We start from the raw sequence: 15544 nt of genomic DNA, 5'->3' as shown, positions 1-15544 counted from the left end.
ACTGCAACCACCGGCCCGCGTCAACGCCTGCGTCCCCTGCCCCGTTTACTCATGGGCATCGGCGCCCTGTTGTTCGCCACGGCGGTGTTCGCGCAGGGGGTCGATTACCAGGTGCGCATCGATGCGCCGCGCCAGCTCGAGGAGCTGCTGGAAGATAACCTCGACCTGATCCGCTGGCGCGGCAACTCCCGCGTAGACATGGAACAACTGCAACGTCTGGTCAAGGAAGCGCCCGAGCAGGTCAAGACCCTGGTCGCGACCGAAGGCTATTACTCGCCGCGCGTCTCGGCCGGGCTCGACACCAGCGGCAGCCGTCCGGTGGCGCGCGTGATCGTCGATCCGGGCCAGCCGGTGCTGGTGGGCGATGTCGACCTGGTGCTGCGCGGCTTCGCGCCTTTCGACAAGGGCGGCGCGCCCTTCGACGCCAACGCGCTGCGCACCCGCTGGACCCTGCCGGTCGGCGCGCGCTTCCGCCAGGGCGACTGGGAAGCGGCCAAGCGCGGTCTGCTGCGCGAAGTGGTGCAGACGCGTTTCCCGCGCGCCCAGCTGGTCGAGACCTCCGCCACCGTCGATCCCGAGGAGCGGCGCGCCCTGCTGCACGTGGTGATCGACAGCGGCCCCGAGATGCGCTTCGGCGAACTGCGCATCCGCGGCCTGAAGCGCTATCCGCGCACCGTGATCACCAACCTGAACAAGATCAACCCGGGCGACGAATACAGCGAGGCCGCGCTCCAGGCCCTGCAGTCGCGCCTGCAGGACACCGGCTACTTCAGCAGCGTCGAAGTGTCGGCCGACATGCGCGCCGTGCTCGCCGCCGAACTCGAGGACCTGAAGGACGCCGACGACGACGCCGGTCCGTCCACCGCCCAGGACCCGACCGGCCCCACGGTGCTGCCGGTGCTGGTGCGCGTGACCGAGAACAAGCGCAAGAACGTGGAGGTCGGCGTCGGCTTCTCGACCGACACCGGCGCCCGCGCCCAGCTCAGCTACGACGACCTGAACGTGCTGGGCAAGCGCATGAAGAGCGACCTGATCTACGAACAGAAGCGCCAGACCGCCCAGGTCGACTTTTACTGGCCGACCACGCCCAAGGGCTACAACGACAGCATCGGCGCCGGCGTCGAGCGCGAAGACCTGCGCGGCGAGATCACTACCGTCGCCCGCGTGGCGGCGCGGCGCGCCTGGGGTACGCCGCTGCTGGAGCGCAGCCTGACGTTCGAGTTCCTGACCGAAAAGCGCGAGGTGGAAGGCCGTGAGCCCACCCGCAGCCGCAGCCTGCCGCTCACCTACAGCATCACCAAGCGCCGCCTCGACAGCCTGATCCAGCCGACCAACGGCTATGTGCTGAGCGGCCAGCTGGGCGGCGCCCTGCTGCCGATCCTGACCGACGAAAAATTCCTGCGCCTGTACCTGCGCGGCCTGGCCTACAAGCCGGTGGGCGACAGCGGCACCCTGGTGCTGCGCGCCGAGCTGGGCGCGGTCGCTTCCAGGGAAAAGCTGGGCGTGCCCAGCACCTTCCTGTTCCGCGCCGGCGGCGACCAGTCGGTGCGCGGCTACGGCTACCAGGAGCTGGGGGTGCAGGAAAACGGCGCCATCGTGGGCGGGCGCTACCTGGCCACCGCCAGCGCCGAGTACCAGTACTGGTTCCGGCCGCCCTGGGGCGTGGCCGTGTTCTACGACGTCGGCAATGCGGCCGACAAGGTCGGCAACCTGAATCCCAAGTCGGGCTACGGCGTCGGCGCGCGCTGGCGCAGCCCGGTCGGCCCGATCAATGTCGATCTCGCCTATGGCCACGCGCTGCGCAAGGCGCGCCTGCACTTCTCACTCGGGTTCACGTTCTGATGGCTGCCAACGACACCCCCAACGATTCCACGCCCGCCCAGGCGCCCGCACCCAAGCCGCGCCGCTGGCCGCGCCGCGTCGCGATCGGCGTGGCCGTGACCGGCGTGCTGGTCGGCGGCACGCTCTGGTACCTCGGGCGCGAGACCACCCTGCAGATGATCGCCCAGCGGGTCGCCGCCGCCACCGACGGCAAGCTGACCCTCAGCGGCGTGTCCGGCTCGCTGTACGGCGCCATGCACATCGAGCGCCTCGTGTGGCGCACCGACGAGCAGCTCGTCATCGCCAACAAGATCGACCTGCAATGGTCGCCGGCCCAGATCCTGTCGAGCGGCATCCTGGTCGACCGCCTGCATGCCGCCAGCCTGCGCATGGAAACCCTGAAGGAGAGCGAGGAACGCACGCCGATGCCGGCCACCCTGGCGCCGCCCTTCCCGGTCTCGGTCAACGACGCCCGCCTGGCCCAGGCGACCTTCGTGAACAAGGGCGCCGAAACGCGCATCGACAACATCCGCCTGCGCGTCAAGGGCGACAAGCAGAGCTGGGTGCTGCGCGACGCCTCCGCCACCACGCCCTGGGGCCTGGTGGCGGCCAATGCCACGGTCGGCACCCAGCGGCCGTTCAAGCTCGATGGCGGCGCCAGCCTGACCCAGTCGCAGGCCAGCGCCGGCGCGCGCGCCGCCCAGCTCCGGCTGAAGGTCGGCGGCGACCTCGAAACCACCCTGGTCGACGCCAGCGGCCATGCCGGACGCGCGGCCGGCGAGGGCCACTTCGAGATCTCGCCGTATGCCGAGATTCCGCTGCGTTCCCTGCGCATCAACGGCCGCAACATCGATCCGGGCTTCTTCAATCCCGCGCTGCCGACCGCCGACCTGACCCTCGCGATCGCGGGCCGGCTCGACGCGAAGCGCAACATCAGCGGCAGCGTGAACCTCACCAACGACGGGCCGGTCGGCACCCTCGACCAGCAGCGCCTGCCGCTGCGCGCGATGCAAGGCCAGCTGGGCGGCAACCTGGCGGCGCTGCAGGTGTCCGACGTGCTGGTCGACTTCGGCGCCGCCGGCCGCTTCACCGGCACGGGCGGCGTGGAGCGCGGCAAGGACGACAAGGGCCTCGGCACCGCGCGCTTCACCCTGCATACCGACCGCTTCGACCTCAAGCACATCCAGTCGACCATGAAGGCCACCGCCATCAAGGGCGACATCCAGCTGACCAACGAGGCCACGCGCCAGACCCTGGAAGCGCGCCTGCTCGATAGCGGCATGCGGCTGGCGGCGCTGGCCACGCTCGAAAACAACCAGCTCAGCTTGCGCGAGGCGCGCCTGTCGGCCGGCAGCAGCAGTGTCACGGCCAGCGGCAGCATGAACCTGGCCGGCGATAAAGCCTTCAAGGGCGCGGCCAGCGCCAGCCGCTTCAATCCGGCCTCGTTCGGCGACTTCCCCGAGGCCGACATCAACGCCAGCGTCAACGCCGCCGGCATCCTGGCGCCGGCCTGGCGCGTGGACGCCGATTTCGCGGTGCGCCGCAGCCGCCTGCTGGGCCAGCCGCTCACGGGCCAGGGCAAGCTGCGCGCCGACGCCAAGCGCATCAGCGGCATCGATGCCGACCTGGCGCTGGGCCGGAACACGGTGGCCCTGGACGGCGCCTTCGGCGGCGCCGGCGACCGCCTGCAATGGAAGATCGACGGCCGCCAGCTGGCCGCCGTGCGCAGCGACCTGTATGGCGCGGTCACGGCCAGCGGCGTCGCCACCGGCACCATGGCCGCGCCGCGCACCAGCTTCGAGGTCGACGCCGACAACCTGGGCTGGGTTGCGGCCCAGCGCAAGAATGGCAGCGGCAAGCTGCGCGCCAGCGGCGAAGCCTGGCTGGCCGGCGCCGACGGTGCGCGCGCGCTCGAGGTCAAGGCGCGCGGCGCGACGCAGCGCTTCAATCCGGCCGCTTTCGGCTCGCCCCTGGCCGGCAACATCAATGCGAGCTTCGACGCCAGCGGACGCGCCTCGAAGGACTGGCGCGGGGCGCTCGACCTGCGGGTGGCAGACTCGACCCTGTCGAATTCTCCATTCTGGGGCCATGCGAAACTCAACGCCGACCGGCGCCACATCTCGAATGCCGACGTCGACCTGCATGTCGGCCCGAACGTGGTGGCGGCGCGCGGCGGCTTCGGCCTGAGGAGCGACCAGCTCACCTGGCGCATCGACGCGCCCCAGCTGGCGGCGCTCGGCCCCGATTACGGCGGCGTGCTGCGCGGCTCCGGTACCCTGTCGGGGACTACGGATACGCCTTCCCTCACGGCCGCCCTCGAAGGCCAGAACCTGAAGCTGCTCGGCACCCACTCGATCCGCGCGCTGCGCGCCAGCGCCAGCCTGGGCGCCGGCCGCGGGGCCAGCGATGCCCTGGTGAGCGACGTGCAGGTCCAGGACTACGCCAGCGGCGAGACCCGCGTCACGTCGCTGCGGCTGCAATCCGAAGGCACGCGCGGCGCGCATACCCTGCGCCTGTCGGCGCTGGGCGAGGCCTTCGACGCGAATACCGAAGTGCGCGGCGGCTGGTCCGGCGACACCTGGAAAGGCACCCTGGCGGCGCTGCAGAACCGCGGCCGCTACGCCTTCAACCTGCAGGCGCCGGTGCCGCTGACCGTCAGCGGCGCGCCCGGTTCCGGCGTGGCCGGCCTGGCGCGGCCGGAGCGCATCGCCTTCAACGGCGCCGTGGTCAGGCTACCCTCGGGCAGCATCACGGTCGACACCCTGACCAAGAACGGGCCGCGCTGGGCCAGCCGCGGGCACGCCGACAACGTGCCGCTGACCTACCTGGCGCAATTCTCGCCGGCGATACGCCAGAACGCGCGCGGCGACCTGACCCTGGGCGCCCAGTGGGCGCTCGACCTGCGCGCCCCCACCAGCAACGGCGCGGCGCCCGCGCTGGACGGCAATGTGCGCGTGTTCCGCGAGCGCGGCGACGCCATCGTGGGCGGCGATACGCCGGTCCCGCTGGGCCTGCGCCAGCTGGAAGGCCGGGCCGAGGTGGTCGGCAGCGCGCTGCGCGTGAACCTCGACCTCGACGGCGTCCGCACCGGCCGCGCCCAGGTCGAGGCCAATGCCCAGATGCTGGGCGGCCGCCTCGAGAAGGACAGCCCGCTGCGCCTGTCCGCGAACGCCGACATGCCGTCGATCGCCTGGCTCGCCGGGCTGTCCGGCCAGCCGGGACTGGAACTGGACGGCGCGCTGCGCCTGGCGCTGACGGGCGGCGGCACCATCGGCACCCCGAGCCTGAACGGCACGGTCAGCGGCGACCGGCTCGCGGTGCGCTGGGCCGAACAGGGTGTGCGCCTGCAGAACGGCGAACTGCGCGCCCAGCTCGCGGGCGACCAGCTGAACCTCCAGCGCCTGTTCTTCCAGGGCCGCCAGGGCAGCGCCTCGGCCGAAGGCAGCCTGCGCTTCTCGGGCGGGCTGGCGGCCGCCAACCTGCGCCTGACGGCGGACAAGCTGGAAGCGCTGTCGCGCCCCGATCGCACGGTGGTGCTCAGCGGCCAGGCCTCGCTGGTGCGCGACGCCAGCCAGTTCGCGCTCGAAGGCCGCTTCCGCGCCGATCGCGCGCTGATCGAACTGGCGCCGCAGGGCCGCCCGACCATCTCGGACGACGTGATCGTGCTGGGCCGCGAAGGCGCCAGGCCGAAGCCGTCGAACCAGGAGAAAGAGATGCCGCTGACGGTCGACCTCAGGGCCGACCTGGGCGACCAGTTCCGCCTGCGCGGCCTGGGCATCGACGCCACCCTGAGCGGCAACGCGCGGGTGCGCATGCTTGGTTCCGGTGCGCCGCGCGTGAACGGCACCATCCGCGCGCTGGAGGGCACCTATGCCGCCTACGGCCAGAAGCTGGCGATCGAACGCGCGGTGATGACCTTCAGCGGCGCCTACGACAACCCCGCGCTGGACGTGCTGGCGGTGCGCAAGCGCCCGGAAGGCGAGCAGCTGTCGGAAACCAATGTGGAAGCCGGGGTGCAGGTGCGCGGCACGGCGCAGTCGCCGGAGGCGCGGCTGGTCTCGACGCCGAACGTGCCGGACAGCGAGAAGCTGTCCTGGCTGGTGCTCGGCCATGGCATGGAAGGCACCAGCGGCAACGAGAAGGACGTGCTGGCCGCGGCGGCGGCCGCCCTGCTCGGCGGCAAGGGCGGCAGCGGCGGCTTCCAGGCCAAGCTGGCCAGCTCGCTCGGCGTCGACGAGCTGGGGCTGAAGCAGGCGAACGGCACGGCGACGGGCCTGGAGAGCACGGTAGTAACGGTAGGCAAGCGCATCTCGTCGCGCGCCTACCTGAGCTTCGAACAGGGGGCGTCCACGGCCACGAGCCTGGTGCGCCTGCGCTACAAGCTCAATCCGCGCATCACGCTCCAGTTCCAGACCGGCACCAACAGCGCCCTGGACGTGCTGTATTCCTGGGCCTTTGACTAAATAAATGTGTGTTGTTGGCTGCCATCACTCGCATTTATTTCAGTTCGAGTACTTAGCTCGGCTTCGGGTCCGGCACCGGCTCTTCGCTCTGGGGCACGTGGCCGGGCTGGTGGTGCGGATGGGGAACGTCGTAGGGTTGCGGCGCCGGTTCTTCGATCGGCACCGGATCGGGTGCACGGTGCGCCTCGACGGGCGCTGCGGGCGCGTACTGGTCAGCAAACATGGCCTGGATCTCCTGACGCTAAGCGGAATGGACACCTTACCATGACGCGGACGAAGCCGACGCGCGCTCCCGGCCGCGTGCGCGGCGCGTCGTTTACAATGCCGGGTTTCGATCAACGCACAGCTGTTTCATCGCACATGGAAATCACGATCACGACCCTGGCCCTGCTCGTCCTGACCCCGCTGCTCGTCTGGCGGGTCTACAGCCGCATCAAGAGCCGCATGGCGCGCCAGCGCTCGATCGTGTCGCGCCACTACACCGGGGTGCTGGCCTTCGGCGCCATGATCCTGGTGCCGGCGGCCCAGCTGCTGGACACCCCCTACAACCTGGGCGCGCTGCTGGTGGGCGCGGCGGGCGGCATCGGCTATGGCGTCTGGGGCCTGAAGCTGACCCGCTTCGAGGATACGTCCGAGGGCTACTACTTCACGCCGAACGCGCGCCTGGGGCTCGTGATGGCGATGGTGCTGGTGGCGCGCATCCTGTACATCGGGGTCGATATCTACGCACGCAAGGGCAGCGGCGTGCCGGCGGAGCGGCTGACCGACAGCCCGCTGACCATGCTGTGCGTGGGGCTGACGGCCGGCTATTTCGCATGGTATTCGGCCGGCCTGCTGCGCTGGCGCCGCCGGATGCGCCAGCAAATCGACATGGCGTGAACCGGCGTCCGGGCCAGCGCTGTCAGCCCGGCGGCGGCGTGTATTTGATGAGCAGCTGACTGTGCAGCTCCAGCAGCTGGCTCAGCACGGGAAGGATGGCCGCGCCACAGGTCTGGCTGCCCGGTATCATGAACATGTAGGTCACGTTGTTGCGCATCAGTGAGATATCGTAGCCGTTATGGCGGCACGGCGCATGGACGTTATTCGGTGCTCCCAGCGTCTTTTCCAGGTTCGTCGATTCGACCAGCGTGGACAGGCGCCCGAAATCCTCGGTGCCCAGGGTGGCCGTGAACTTCACAGGGGTGCCGTCGGGCGCCTGGGACTCATAGGCGAGGCGCCCCGGTGCGTAATCCGTGGCAGCCGTGGCGCTGAACACGGTCGTGCCTTTGTTGAAGATACGCATGCTCTGCAAACTCGAACCTGCCGGCGGCCGGGGCGTCTCGGGCCCGGAATCGGAATCGGATCCGCCGCAGGCGGACAGTGTGCAGAAGGCGAGAACGATGGATGCGAGCTGGAAATTTTTCCTCATGGGGCTCTCCGCGTGTCCTCACGAAAGGATAGCAGAGTAGCGGGGCGGAAGACCATCGCTTTTTCACTGGCCTGTCACCGTTAATGCCAGTCAGTTAAGCTGCAATCTCGTTCTTTTGTTGTCTCAGGATGTGGAACTCAGGGTCAGGTCTGTCATTCGGACACCGAGCGAACACCTTTGCGCTATCTCAAAATGCTGGTTTGTCGATCCCAAACTCGTTAATGCTCGGTTCACCTTTGTCACCGCAACCCGTGCATCACGAACCATGTCGAAAAGCGGAAAAAATCTCACGATACGTAAAACTGTTCTGAGATTTCGCAAGGGTTGTGCGCCCATGTCCGAATGACAGACCTGACCCCGAACGTAAAAAAGGGACCCGAGGGTCCCTTTCGCATCACGCGGCCTTCGCCGCATCCTTCCTTCTCTGCAGCACGAAAATCGGCTGCGCCCACTGCACATCCTTCTTCTTCTTGCTGGTGATCAGGGTCAGCTCCGACGGATCGTAGACGTCCGTATTGTGCGTCAGCGGCGTCGTCATCAGGTACTGGGCGTCGGTGTTCTTCAGGAACTCGCCGACCAGCTGGATGTTGCGGATGTCCAGGTGGGCGAATGGTTCGTCGATGAACACGAAGCCGCCCGAGCCCTCTTCCGACTTCAGCAGGCCGATCAGCAGCACCAGCGACTTCATCACCTGCTGCCCGCCCGAGGCCTCGCCGTCGTTCATCCCGATCTGGTCCTTGCCGTCGAACTTGAAGCGTACGTGCAGGCCGGCCTGGGCCAGCTGGACGTCGTCGTTCTCCAGGCGCACCGGATCGGCCTGCACGTCGATGCCGGCCAGTGCGCCCAGCTCCTTGATGTTCTTGGTGTAGGTCTTGATCGTGTAGCGCAGGCGCTCGATGTAGGCCCCGCGCGCATTCGCCGTGGCTTCGATCGCGCGGTTGTTCTGGTAGCGGCGCTCCTCGGTCTCGGACTGGCGGTTCTGCAGCTGGTCGTGCAGGCGCTGGTACTGGTCGATCACGGTCGCATCCAGCTCCCAGTCGCTGCGCGCCAGCGCATGGTCGAGCGACTGCAGGCGCAGGTTCACCTGGTGCGCGTTCTGGTGCTTGGCCACCAGCGCGCCGCGCCAGTCGCCGTTCTTCCAGTTGGCCGGCACATGGCGCCAGCTGCGGCGCAGGTCGAGCAGCGTCTTGGCGTGCTCGGTGCGCTGCTCGATCTGGCGGCGGTGGTTCAGGCGCATGCCCGCTTCCGCTTCCGACAGCGCCATGCGCGCGTTCTGCCACACGGTGTCGGCGCGGGTGCGCGCCACCGTCGCGTTCTTGCTCAGGGTCTGCAGCTCGCCCAGGCGCGCGCCGACTTCCAGGCGCTCGGTCTTGAGCGGCGCCAGCGCGCGCGCGGCTTCCTCGAACTCGGCCTGGCGCGCAGCCAGTTCCTTGGCCGCGTCCACGCCCGCGATGCGCGCCTTCAGGCCGCCCACTTCGGCGGCCAGCTTGCTGATCGCCAGGGTCAGCGCGTCTTCCTTCTGTTCCAGCGCCGGCAGCGACTTCTGGATCGCTTCCAGGCGCTGGGTCTTGCCCGCGGCGCCGAAACGGTAGCGCGAAGGCTCGACGAACAGCGAGCGGCCGCCGCGGCGTTCGCGGTGGTAGGCGTCCGGCGTGATCCATTCCTCGGAACGGGTCTTGAAGCCGTCGTCGACCGAGTCGACCCGCTCGATGCGCGCCAGCTGGTCGATCAGCCAGCCCGGCGCCCTGCTCGAGAACCGGACCACCGACAGCAGGCTGTCATCCTTCACCAGCGGCGCGTCGATGCAGTCCGGGACGATGAAGTGGCGATAGCGTTCCTTCTCGGCCAGGCGGTAGGCCGCCGGCGCATCCTTGGCTTTCTCCAGCAGCACCACCGATGCGTAGCCACCCAGCACGCCCTCGACCGCGCCCTGCCACTTCGGATCGGTCACCTCGACGATGTCCGACAGCATGGCGTGGGCGATGCCCTCGTCGCGCAGCACGCGGCGCATCAGGCGCTGCGCTTCCGGCTCCGGCATCGCGCTCTTGCCCTGCAGCGCAGAGATGGTGGCCATCTCGCCCGCGATCTTCGAGGAGATGACTTCGCGCGCCTGCTTCTGGCGCGCCAGCTCGGCTTCCTTCTCTTCCAGCTGCCTGGCCACGTCGGCGATGTCGGCGCCGGCGTCCGCGGACAGCTTCTGCAGGCGTTCCTTCTGTTCCAGCACGCTTTCCAGCGGCTTCAGGCGCGCGTTGATCTGGTTCAGGCGGCTGGCCAGCTCGGTGCCTTCCTGCTCCAGCTGGGTTTCCAGTTTCTGGGCGTCGGTCAGGGCGCGCTGCTGGGCCACGAGCTGGTTGCGCTTCTCGTTCAGGATGCTGTCGGCCTGCAGCATGGGCTTGCGCGCTTCGCGCAGCTGGCGGCTGTTGCTGGCGGCCTTCTCGCGCGCCTCGTGGTATTCGAGCGCCGGCAGCACGCCTTCCTTCAGCTCGCGCTTTTCCTTGTGCAGGTCTTCCCACTGGTGGTAATTGGCCACGCGCAGGCGCAGGCCCTCGAGGTTGATGCGCGAGGTTTCCAGCTCGCCCTCGAAGCGCTTCAGTTCCGTCTCGGTGTCGCGCTGGTGGCGCTTGGCTTCGTCGTAGGCGTCCAGCACTTCCTTGTCGCCGAACACCTGGAACACCAGGTCGAGCAGCTGGCGCGGCGCGTATTCGCACAGCTTGTCGGTCTCGCCCTGCTCCAGGGCCAGCACCTTCGACATCGCCGGCGACAGGCCGGCCGAGGCCAGGCGCTTGCGGTAGTTCTCGACGCCGAGCCAGTCGGTCGCCTCGGTGACTTCCTCGATCTCGACGTTACCGGGCCGCATCAGGTACTGGCGCTTCCAGTCGCCGCCGTTCTTCTGCACCTGGCAGAACAGGGTCACCTCGTCGTCCGAGAAGAAACCGGAATGGCGGAACGGACGGTTCGACAGCTGGCGGCCGACCGGCTTGTTGTCGACCACGGCGCGCAGCCAGGCGCTTTGCTGGCCGGAGTGGCGCGCATAGTGCTTGTAGGTGCGGCCCATCGAGCAGTCCAGGCCGAACAGGGTGCGCATCGCATCGAGCAGGGTGGTCTTGCCCGAACCGTTCTGGCCGGCGATGGTGATGATCTTGGCGTCCAGCGGGATGTTCTTGATCCGCTGCCAGTAATCCCAGTGGACCAGTTCGAGTGATTTGATATGGAACATCGGCTATCTCAGTTCGGGGTGTCGGTGGCTGGGTCGGGTACCGCGTCGGCCGCTTCGGCGACCGCGTCGTTGGCGGCGTCGATGCGGCGCGGGGCGGCGGCCAGCGGGGCGCGCTTGAACACCTCGGCCAGCGCGCCGTTGATGATGCGCTCCTTGAGCACGTCGGTGTCCATCATCAGGTCCAGCAGCGGGCCTTCCAGGATCACGTCGCCGCGGCGCTCGATGAAGCCCAGCTTGGACAGCACGCCCAGGTTCATGTCCATGCGGGTCTTCTTGCCCAGCTTGTCGCCGAAGTCGGACAGCAGCGCGGTGTACGAGATGCCGATCGAGGTGTCCTCGGCGCGCGGGATCGACGCTTCCTTGTCGAACATGTCGCTCTGGTCGTCGTCGACCGTGGTGTGGGTTTCCTGGCGCTCGCGCTTGGGCAGGATGATCTGCGCCCACAGCACCACCAGCAGGGCCACGCCGTCGCGGGTCAGGCCGAAGTTGTTGTTCTGCCAGATGTCCTTGGCGCCGAAGATCTTCGGCTCGACGTTGCGGTGCAGCGCGATGGTCACATGGTCGGCGTACACGTTGTCGAGCAGCTTGAGGCCCGATTCGAGCAGGCGCTTGTCGACTTCGGTGCGGAACATGTCGTCCGACAGCGCGCGCTTGACCATCTTGTCGTCGCGGCGCAGGGTCTGGTGCGTGAGCAGGCGCGCGATCAGGATTTGTGCATCGTCATTCATTGGGCGTGCCGCTTTCTGGATTGAGAGAGAGGGTTGCAATCGACATGGCCGCCACTTCCGGGTCGTCCAGCTGGATCATCTCGTCGACCGGCTCGAAGCTGAGCGGCAGGCGCGCCAGGTCGGCGGTCGCGCCCTGCAGGCTGGCCTCGGCCGCGTCGCCCAGCAGCGGCAGCAGCGAGGCGCGGTAGGACGCCACCGCGAAGCTGGCCGGCAGCAGCGACTCGTGCAGCTGGACCTTCTTGGGGCCGATCTCGGAGAATTCCGGGAAGTTGCCGAGGTTGGCGAAATCGGCCAGCTTGTTGATCCAGTCGTTCAGCTCGACCATCATGGCCGGGTTGTCGTTGACGGTCAGCGGCGCGTCCTGGCCGCTCGGCAGGCCCTTCGGACCGGTCGAGGTGACGCGCTCGGCCAGCAGCTCGGTCTCGGCCACGTCGATCATCTCGGCCGGGGTGGCGAACAGCGGCACCACCGGACGGTCGATCGCGCCTTCGGCCAGGCTGGCCAGGTCGTCGTGGGCCAGCAGCCAGCGCTTGACGTCGGTGGTCGACAGGCCGGACTGGCCCAGGTGCACGCGCTGGCGCTCGATCTGGTTCAGCGCGCGCGAGAACATGCCCTGCATGTTCAGCAGCGCGCTCTGGGCGCGGCCGATCGCCTGCGCCGCCTTGTGGGTGGCCGAGTCGGCCCGTTCGTCGGAGGTGATCGCGCGCAGGATCACCGAGCCCTTCTCGACCCAGTCGCAGGCCATGTGCCACTTCGCCTGCGAGGTGCGGAGGCGGAATTCGGAACCGGAGGCGATCGCGTCGCGGAATTCCTCGGTCAGCTCGACCAGGCGTCCCAGCAGGTGCTTGAGCTGGTCGACGGTCACGCCGCCGACCGCCTGGGCGCCGGCCACCTGCGACAGCAGGAAGCCCATCTCGGCCTCGTCGTCCTCGGGCTTGCCCAGCGCCAGCAGGGTCTCGAGCGCCGCCAGCACGTTGCGCGCCAGCGGCGTGATGCGGTACACGCCGGCCGGGGCGTCCCAGGCCAGCAGGCCGTGGGTGCGCAGGCGGTTCAGCACCGTCTCCAGGCTTTCCGGGATCAGGTAGGCCAGCTTCTGGTTGATGTCGGCGCGCGAGAACGCCGAACTGGCGGTGTCGCCGGCCAGCTCGCGCAGCACCAGCAGGCGCACCAGCACGCCGTCCTGGGTGCCGTGGAACAGCGCCGTGAACGCCGACAGCATCGTCTGCGCGCGCTTGAGGTGGAACACCTGCTCGATCTCGTCGGGCGCGACGCCTTCGTGGAAGTGCGCCTGCAGCGGATCGTCTTCTTGCGCTGTCGTAAAGGAGTCTGCGGCGAGCGCCGCACCGGCCAATGTATCGATCATGTATTGATGTCCAGTCTGCGTGGACGGACGGGACGGCGCCTTGATAAGGCAGGTCCGGCCGGCTCCGCGGGGGCGTCAGTATAACAGTTTAGACTGGGCAATTCGCTGCCGGCGGGCCCGGCAAGGGTGCGAAATTGCAGGAAAGACACACTTTATTGCGGATAGCAAGATTACAAGATTGTCTTAAAACCTTGCAATTCCTGCCAACTCAGCGCTTCGTCACCGTGCTGAGGGTCTGCTCGATGCTTTCCTTCTCGCCCTCGGTATAGCGCAGCTTGACCGGATACCAGTCATGCGCAGGGGCCAGCCAGATCTCGAGGGTCCGGTCCTTGTCGTCCTCGAGCGGTTCGCGCGTCACCAGCACCGCCTCGATGTCGCCCAGGCCGGTGCGCAGCTTTTCGCGCTTGCCGACCGTGAAGATCCAGGTCTCGGCATCGCGCCGGCCGGCCACGAAGAAAGGCCATTCGGACCCCGGCCGGAAGCGTGCGCCCGCAGCCCGTGCGATGGCGGCCAGTTGCCAGGTGATCGAGACGCGGTCCTGCTCGCCGCCCTTGAGCGGATAGGTTTCCTTGCTCTCCGAGAAGCGCAGGATCTTGTCGTCACGGTCGAAGGTGGTCGTGGTCGGGCTCTTGCGCAGGCGTTTTTCCCAGAACTCGAGCGGCGCCAGGCCGTAGGCGTCGACCGTGCCCTGGCTGCGGTCTTCGGTGATCGTGCCCAGCACCGACACCCGCGATTCGGCGCGCACGCTGTACTTGCCCTCGCCGGCGCGCCAGGTGACCACCGCCTCGCCCTTGAGCGAAAAGCCGCGCTGGCGCGCATTCAGGTCATAGCTCAGGTCGGCGGAAGGCGGCAGGTCGAACGGACGCCTGGGCGCCGGGCGGGCTTCCTGGGCCCAGACGCTGCCCAGGCTCAGGGCCAGCAGCAGTCCGGCGCCGGCTTGTCGAATGGTGTGTTGATGCATATCAGGGTCCAGGTCGAGTCAAGACGATATTATTCACTGTTTGCGTCGTGACTGCTCCTTTTGATTCGGTATTGCGAATCTGTACAGGAACCCAGCCATGGGCCGGCGCCAGCCAGATATCCAGGCGCGACTTGTACGAGCCCGGCTTGGGCGGGCGCGTCAGGTGCCAGGTCTGCAGGCGGCCGATCTTGGTCTCGATCTCTTCCTGTCCCACCACCTGGAAGCGGAATACGCTGGCGTCGCGGTCTTCCCCGACCAGGATATCGATATCGCCATTCAACTGCTTCGGATCGCCGCGCGCGATCGCCGCCAGCTGCAGCGGTACGCTGGCCTTGTCCTGGGCGCCCGGCGCCAGGGGATGAGTCGCCTGAGATGCCGAAAAGCTGATCTTGTTCCCCGGCCAGTCGAAGTGCGTCGCGGTCAGCGAGCGCCCGCGCCGTTTCTCGGTCATCTTGAGCGGCACGAAGCCGGTGGCGTCCACCCTGCCTTCGCTGCCCAGGACCAGCAGGTTCACGCGGGTAAACACGACCCGGAGGCCGGCTTCGATCCTGATCCGGTAGCTGTCGCCGCTCAGTTTCCACGACAGCAAGGCTTCGCCGGACCAGCGGGCGCCGTCGGCGTCCGTGCGTGCGACGTCCATCGTGATGTCGGCCGAGGGCGGCATGTCGACGGCATAGCGGGGCGATTCCGGCGCGGCCGGCTGAGGTTCGGCCGATTGGGGCGTGGCCGGTTCGGGCACAGGCTGGGCGGGGACGGCGTCGGCGGGTGTGGCGGCCGCGAGCGGCGGCCCGTTCGCCTCCACTGTGGAACCCGCCTCGACCGGGCCGGGCGCGTCTTCCGGGGCGGCCCCGGCGGCCGGCAGCGGCGTGCCCGCCTCGGCAGGCAGGGCCGCGATCTCGGGCAGGGGCGGCGGCGCCAGTTCCGGCAGCGGCGCGGCCGGCGCCTCGGACGGGGCCGCGACCGGGGCCGGGTCCGGCGCCGGCAGCACTTGCGCCAGCATCGTGCCGGCCCCGTCCTCGCCGCCGAACTGGCGCGGCAGGCCGAGCCGCGCGTCGACCAGGACCAGCGCCAACCAGTGCAGCAGCACCACCACTGTACCGAGCAGCAGCGCCCGGCGCGGCTGGTGGAAGAATGAAGCGGAACTCATGACTAGTGTCCTGGGTGGCAAGTTCGTTGAACAATAAATTTGGCGAAATCGGTCTGAGACAAGGAACAAAGCACAGCAAGGCCGGTGGCCTTGCGCGCATTTGTGACGCAGTATCAGGCCGATTCTCGCTAAATTTATTCAACGAATTTGCCATTCAGGGCACTAGTGGAGCGGCTACCCACAATTTTCTCCAAAAGGTCTAACCTGACGGGTAAACCCTGTCAGGAGGCCATCGTGAACAAGAAGTATGTTGTGAAGCTGACAGCTGAAGAGCGCGCGCAGTTTGAACGCATTGCCCATACAGGCAAGTCGGCAGCGTGGAAGATTCTGCACGCCCAGGTGCTGCTCAAATTGGATGAGGGTGAACATGGCCCTGGCTGGGAGACCGCACAGATTGCCGAAGCGTTCGGCGTGACGATGCGCAGTATCGACAATT

10 protein-coding genes and 1 pseudogene are annotated in these 15544 nt (G+C 68.1%); 4 read left to right on the top strand and 7 right to left on the bottom strand.

The window, feature by feature from the left end; all coding sequences use genetic code 11:
* Positions 1 to 51 precede the first annotated feature (51 nt).
* Positions 52 to 1842, top strand: a complete 1791-nt coding sequence (locus tag H162_RS0116345) for an autotransporter assembly complex protein TamA (protein ID WP_020654561.1) — start codon at positions 52 to 54, stop codon at positions 1840 to 1842.
* Positions 1842 to 6284 carry a translocation/assembly module TamB domain-containing protein gene (locus tag H162_RS0116340; protein WP_020654560.1) on the top strand — a complete coding sequence of 1481 codons (4443 nt, stop codon included), beginning with the start codon at positions 1842 to 1844 and terminating at the stop codon, positions 6282 to 6284. Before H162_RS0116345 ends, H162_RS0116340 begins: the two co-directional genes overlap by 1 nt.
* A 52-nt stretch (positions 6285 to 6336) precedes the next feature.
* Here H162_RS0116340 and H162_RS34755 read toward each other — a convergent pair whose 3' ends face one another.
* Entirely contained in the window at positions 6337 to 6507 is a 171-nt protein-coding gene (locus tag H162_RS34755; protein ID WP_020654559.1) for a hypothetical protein, read from the bottom strand.
* A 137-nt stretch (positions 6508 to 6644) separates the two neighbouring features.
* On the opposite strand from H162_RS34755, the gene H162_RS0116330 reads away from it, so the two are divergent.
* Entirely contained in the window at positions 6645 to 7163 is a 519-nt protein-coding gene (locus H162_RS0116330; RefSeq protein ID WP_020654558.1) for a CcdC protein domain-containing protein, read from the top strand.
* A gap of 22 nt (positions 7164 to 7185) precedes the next feature.
* Here the strand turns inward: H162_RS0116330 and H162_RS0116325 are convergent, their stop codons facing one another.
* The 6 genes from H162_RS0116325 to H162_RS0116295 all read right to left on the bottom strand — a co-directional run bounded on the left by H162_RS0116325 (position 7186) and on the right by H162_RS0116295 (position 15108).
* Positions 7186 to 7692, bottom strand: coding sequence for a hypothetical protein (locus tag H162_RS0116325; RefSeq protein WP_156885649.1), 507 nt, complete (start codon positions 7690 to 7692; stop codon positions 7186 to 7188).
* 394 nt (positions 7693 to 8086) lie between these two features.
* A complete protein-coding gene (locus H162_RS0116315; RefSeq protein WP_020654555.1) occupies positions 8087 to 10909 on the bottom strand; it encodes an ATP-binding protein in 2823 nt (940 codons plus the stop codon).
* A gap of 8 nt (positions 10910 to 10917) precedes the next feature.
* Positions 10918 to 11637, bottom strand: coding sequence for a hypothetical protein (locus H162_RS0116310; protein ID WP_020654554.1), 720 nt, complete (start codon positions 11635 to 11637; stop codon positions 10918 to 10920).
* Positions 11630 to 13000 (bottom strand): hypothetical protein, encoded by a 1371-nt coding sequence (locus tag H162_RS0116305; RefSeq protein WP_020654553.1) that lies wholly within the window; start codon positions 12998 to 13000, stop codon positions 11630 to 11632. The genes H162_RS0116310 and H162_RS0116305 overlap by 8 nt, the downstream gene beginning before the upstream one ends.
* 208 nt (positions 13001 to 13208) lie before the next feature.
* On the bottom strand, positions 13209 to 13961 hold the full coding sequence (locus tag H162_RS0116300; RefSeq protein WP_020654552.1) for a DUF3108 domain-containing protein: 753 nt from the start codon (positions 13959 to 13961) through the stop codon (positions 13209 to 13211).
* Position 13962: 1 nt separating this feature from the next.
* A complete protein-coding gene (locus tag H162_RS0116295) occupies positions 13963 to 15108 on the bottom strand; it encodes a DUF3108 domain-containing protein (protein ID WP_020654551.1) in 1146 nt (381 codons plus the stop codon).
* Between the two features lie 234 nt (positions 15109 to 15342).
* On the opposite strand from H162_RS0116295, the pseudogene H162_RS0116290 reads away from it, so the two are divergent.
* Positions 15343 to 15544 (top strand): annotated as a pseudogene (locus tag H162_RS0116290) (IS630 family transposase); the annotation flags it as partial.

The sequence above is a fragment of the Massilia niastensis DSM 21313 genome (genome assembly GCF_000382345.1).
GTDB lineage: Bacteria > Pseudomonadota > Gammaproteobacteria > Burkholderiales > Burkholderiaceae_D > Telluria > Telluria niastensis.
The sequence above is the reverse complement of the archived record's forward strand: the minus strand, read 5'-3'. Positions and strand labels throughout refer to the sequence as shown.

Coding starts and splice junctions, on each gene's coding strand:
- H162_RS0116330 (WP_020654558.1), top strand. CDS start 6,645: ATGGAAATCACGATCACGACCCTGGCCCTGCTCGTCCTGACCCCGCTG.
- H162_RS0116295 (WP_020654551.1), bottom strand. CDS start 15,108: ATGAGTTCCGCTTCATTCTTCCACCAGCCGCGCCGGGCGCTGCTGCTC.
- H162_RS0116300 (WP_020654552.1), bottom strand. CDS start 13,961: ATGCATCAACACACCATTCGACAAGCCGGCGCCGGACTGCTGCTGGCC.
- H162_RS0116340 (WP_020654560.1), top strand. CDS start 1,842: ATGGCTGCCAACGACACCCCCAACGATTCCACGCCCGCCCAGGCGCCC.
- H162_RS0116310 (WP_020654554.1), bottom strand. CDS start 11,637: ATGAATGACGATGCACAAATCCTGATCGCGCGCCTGCTCACGCACCAG.
- H162_RS0116315 (WP_020654555.1), bottom strand. CDS start 10,909: ATGTTCCATATCAAATCACTCGAACTGGTCCACTGGGATTACTGGCAG.
- H162_RS0116345 (WP_020654561.1), top strand. CDS start 52: ATGGGCATCGGCGCCCTGTTGTTCGCCACGGCGGTGTTCGCGCAGGGG.
- H162_RS0116305 (WP_020654553.1), bottom strand. CDS start 13,000: ATGATCGATACATTGGCCGGTGCGGCGCTCGCCGCAGACTCCTTTACG.
- H162_RS0116325 (WP_156885649.1), bottom strand. CDS start 7,692: ATGAGGAAAAATTTCCAGCTCGCATCCATCGTTCTCGCCTTCTGCACA.
- H162_RS34755 (WP_020654559.1), bottom strand. CDS start 6,507: ATGTTTGCTGACCAGTACGCGCCCGCAGCGCCCGTCGAGGCGCACCGT.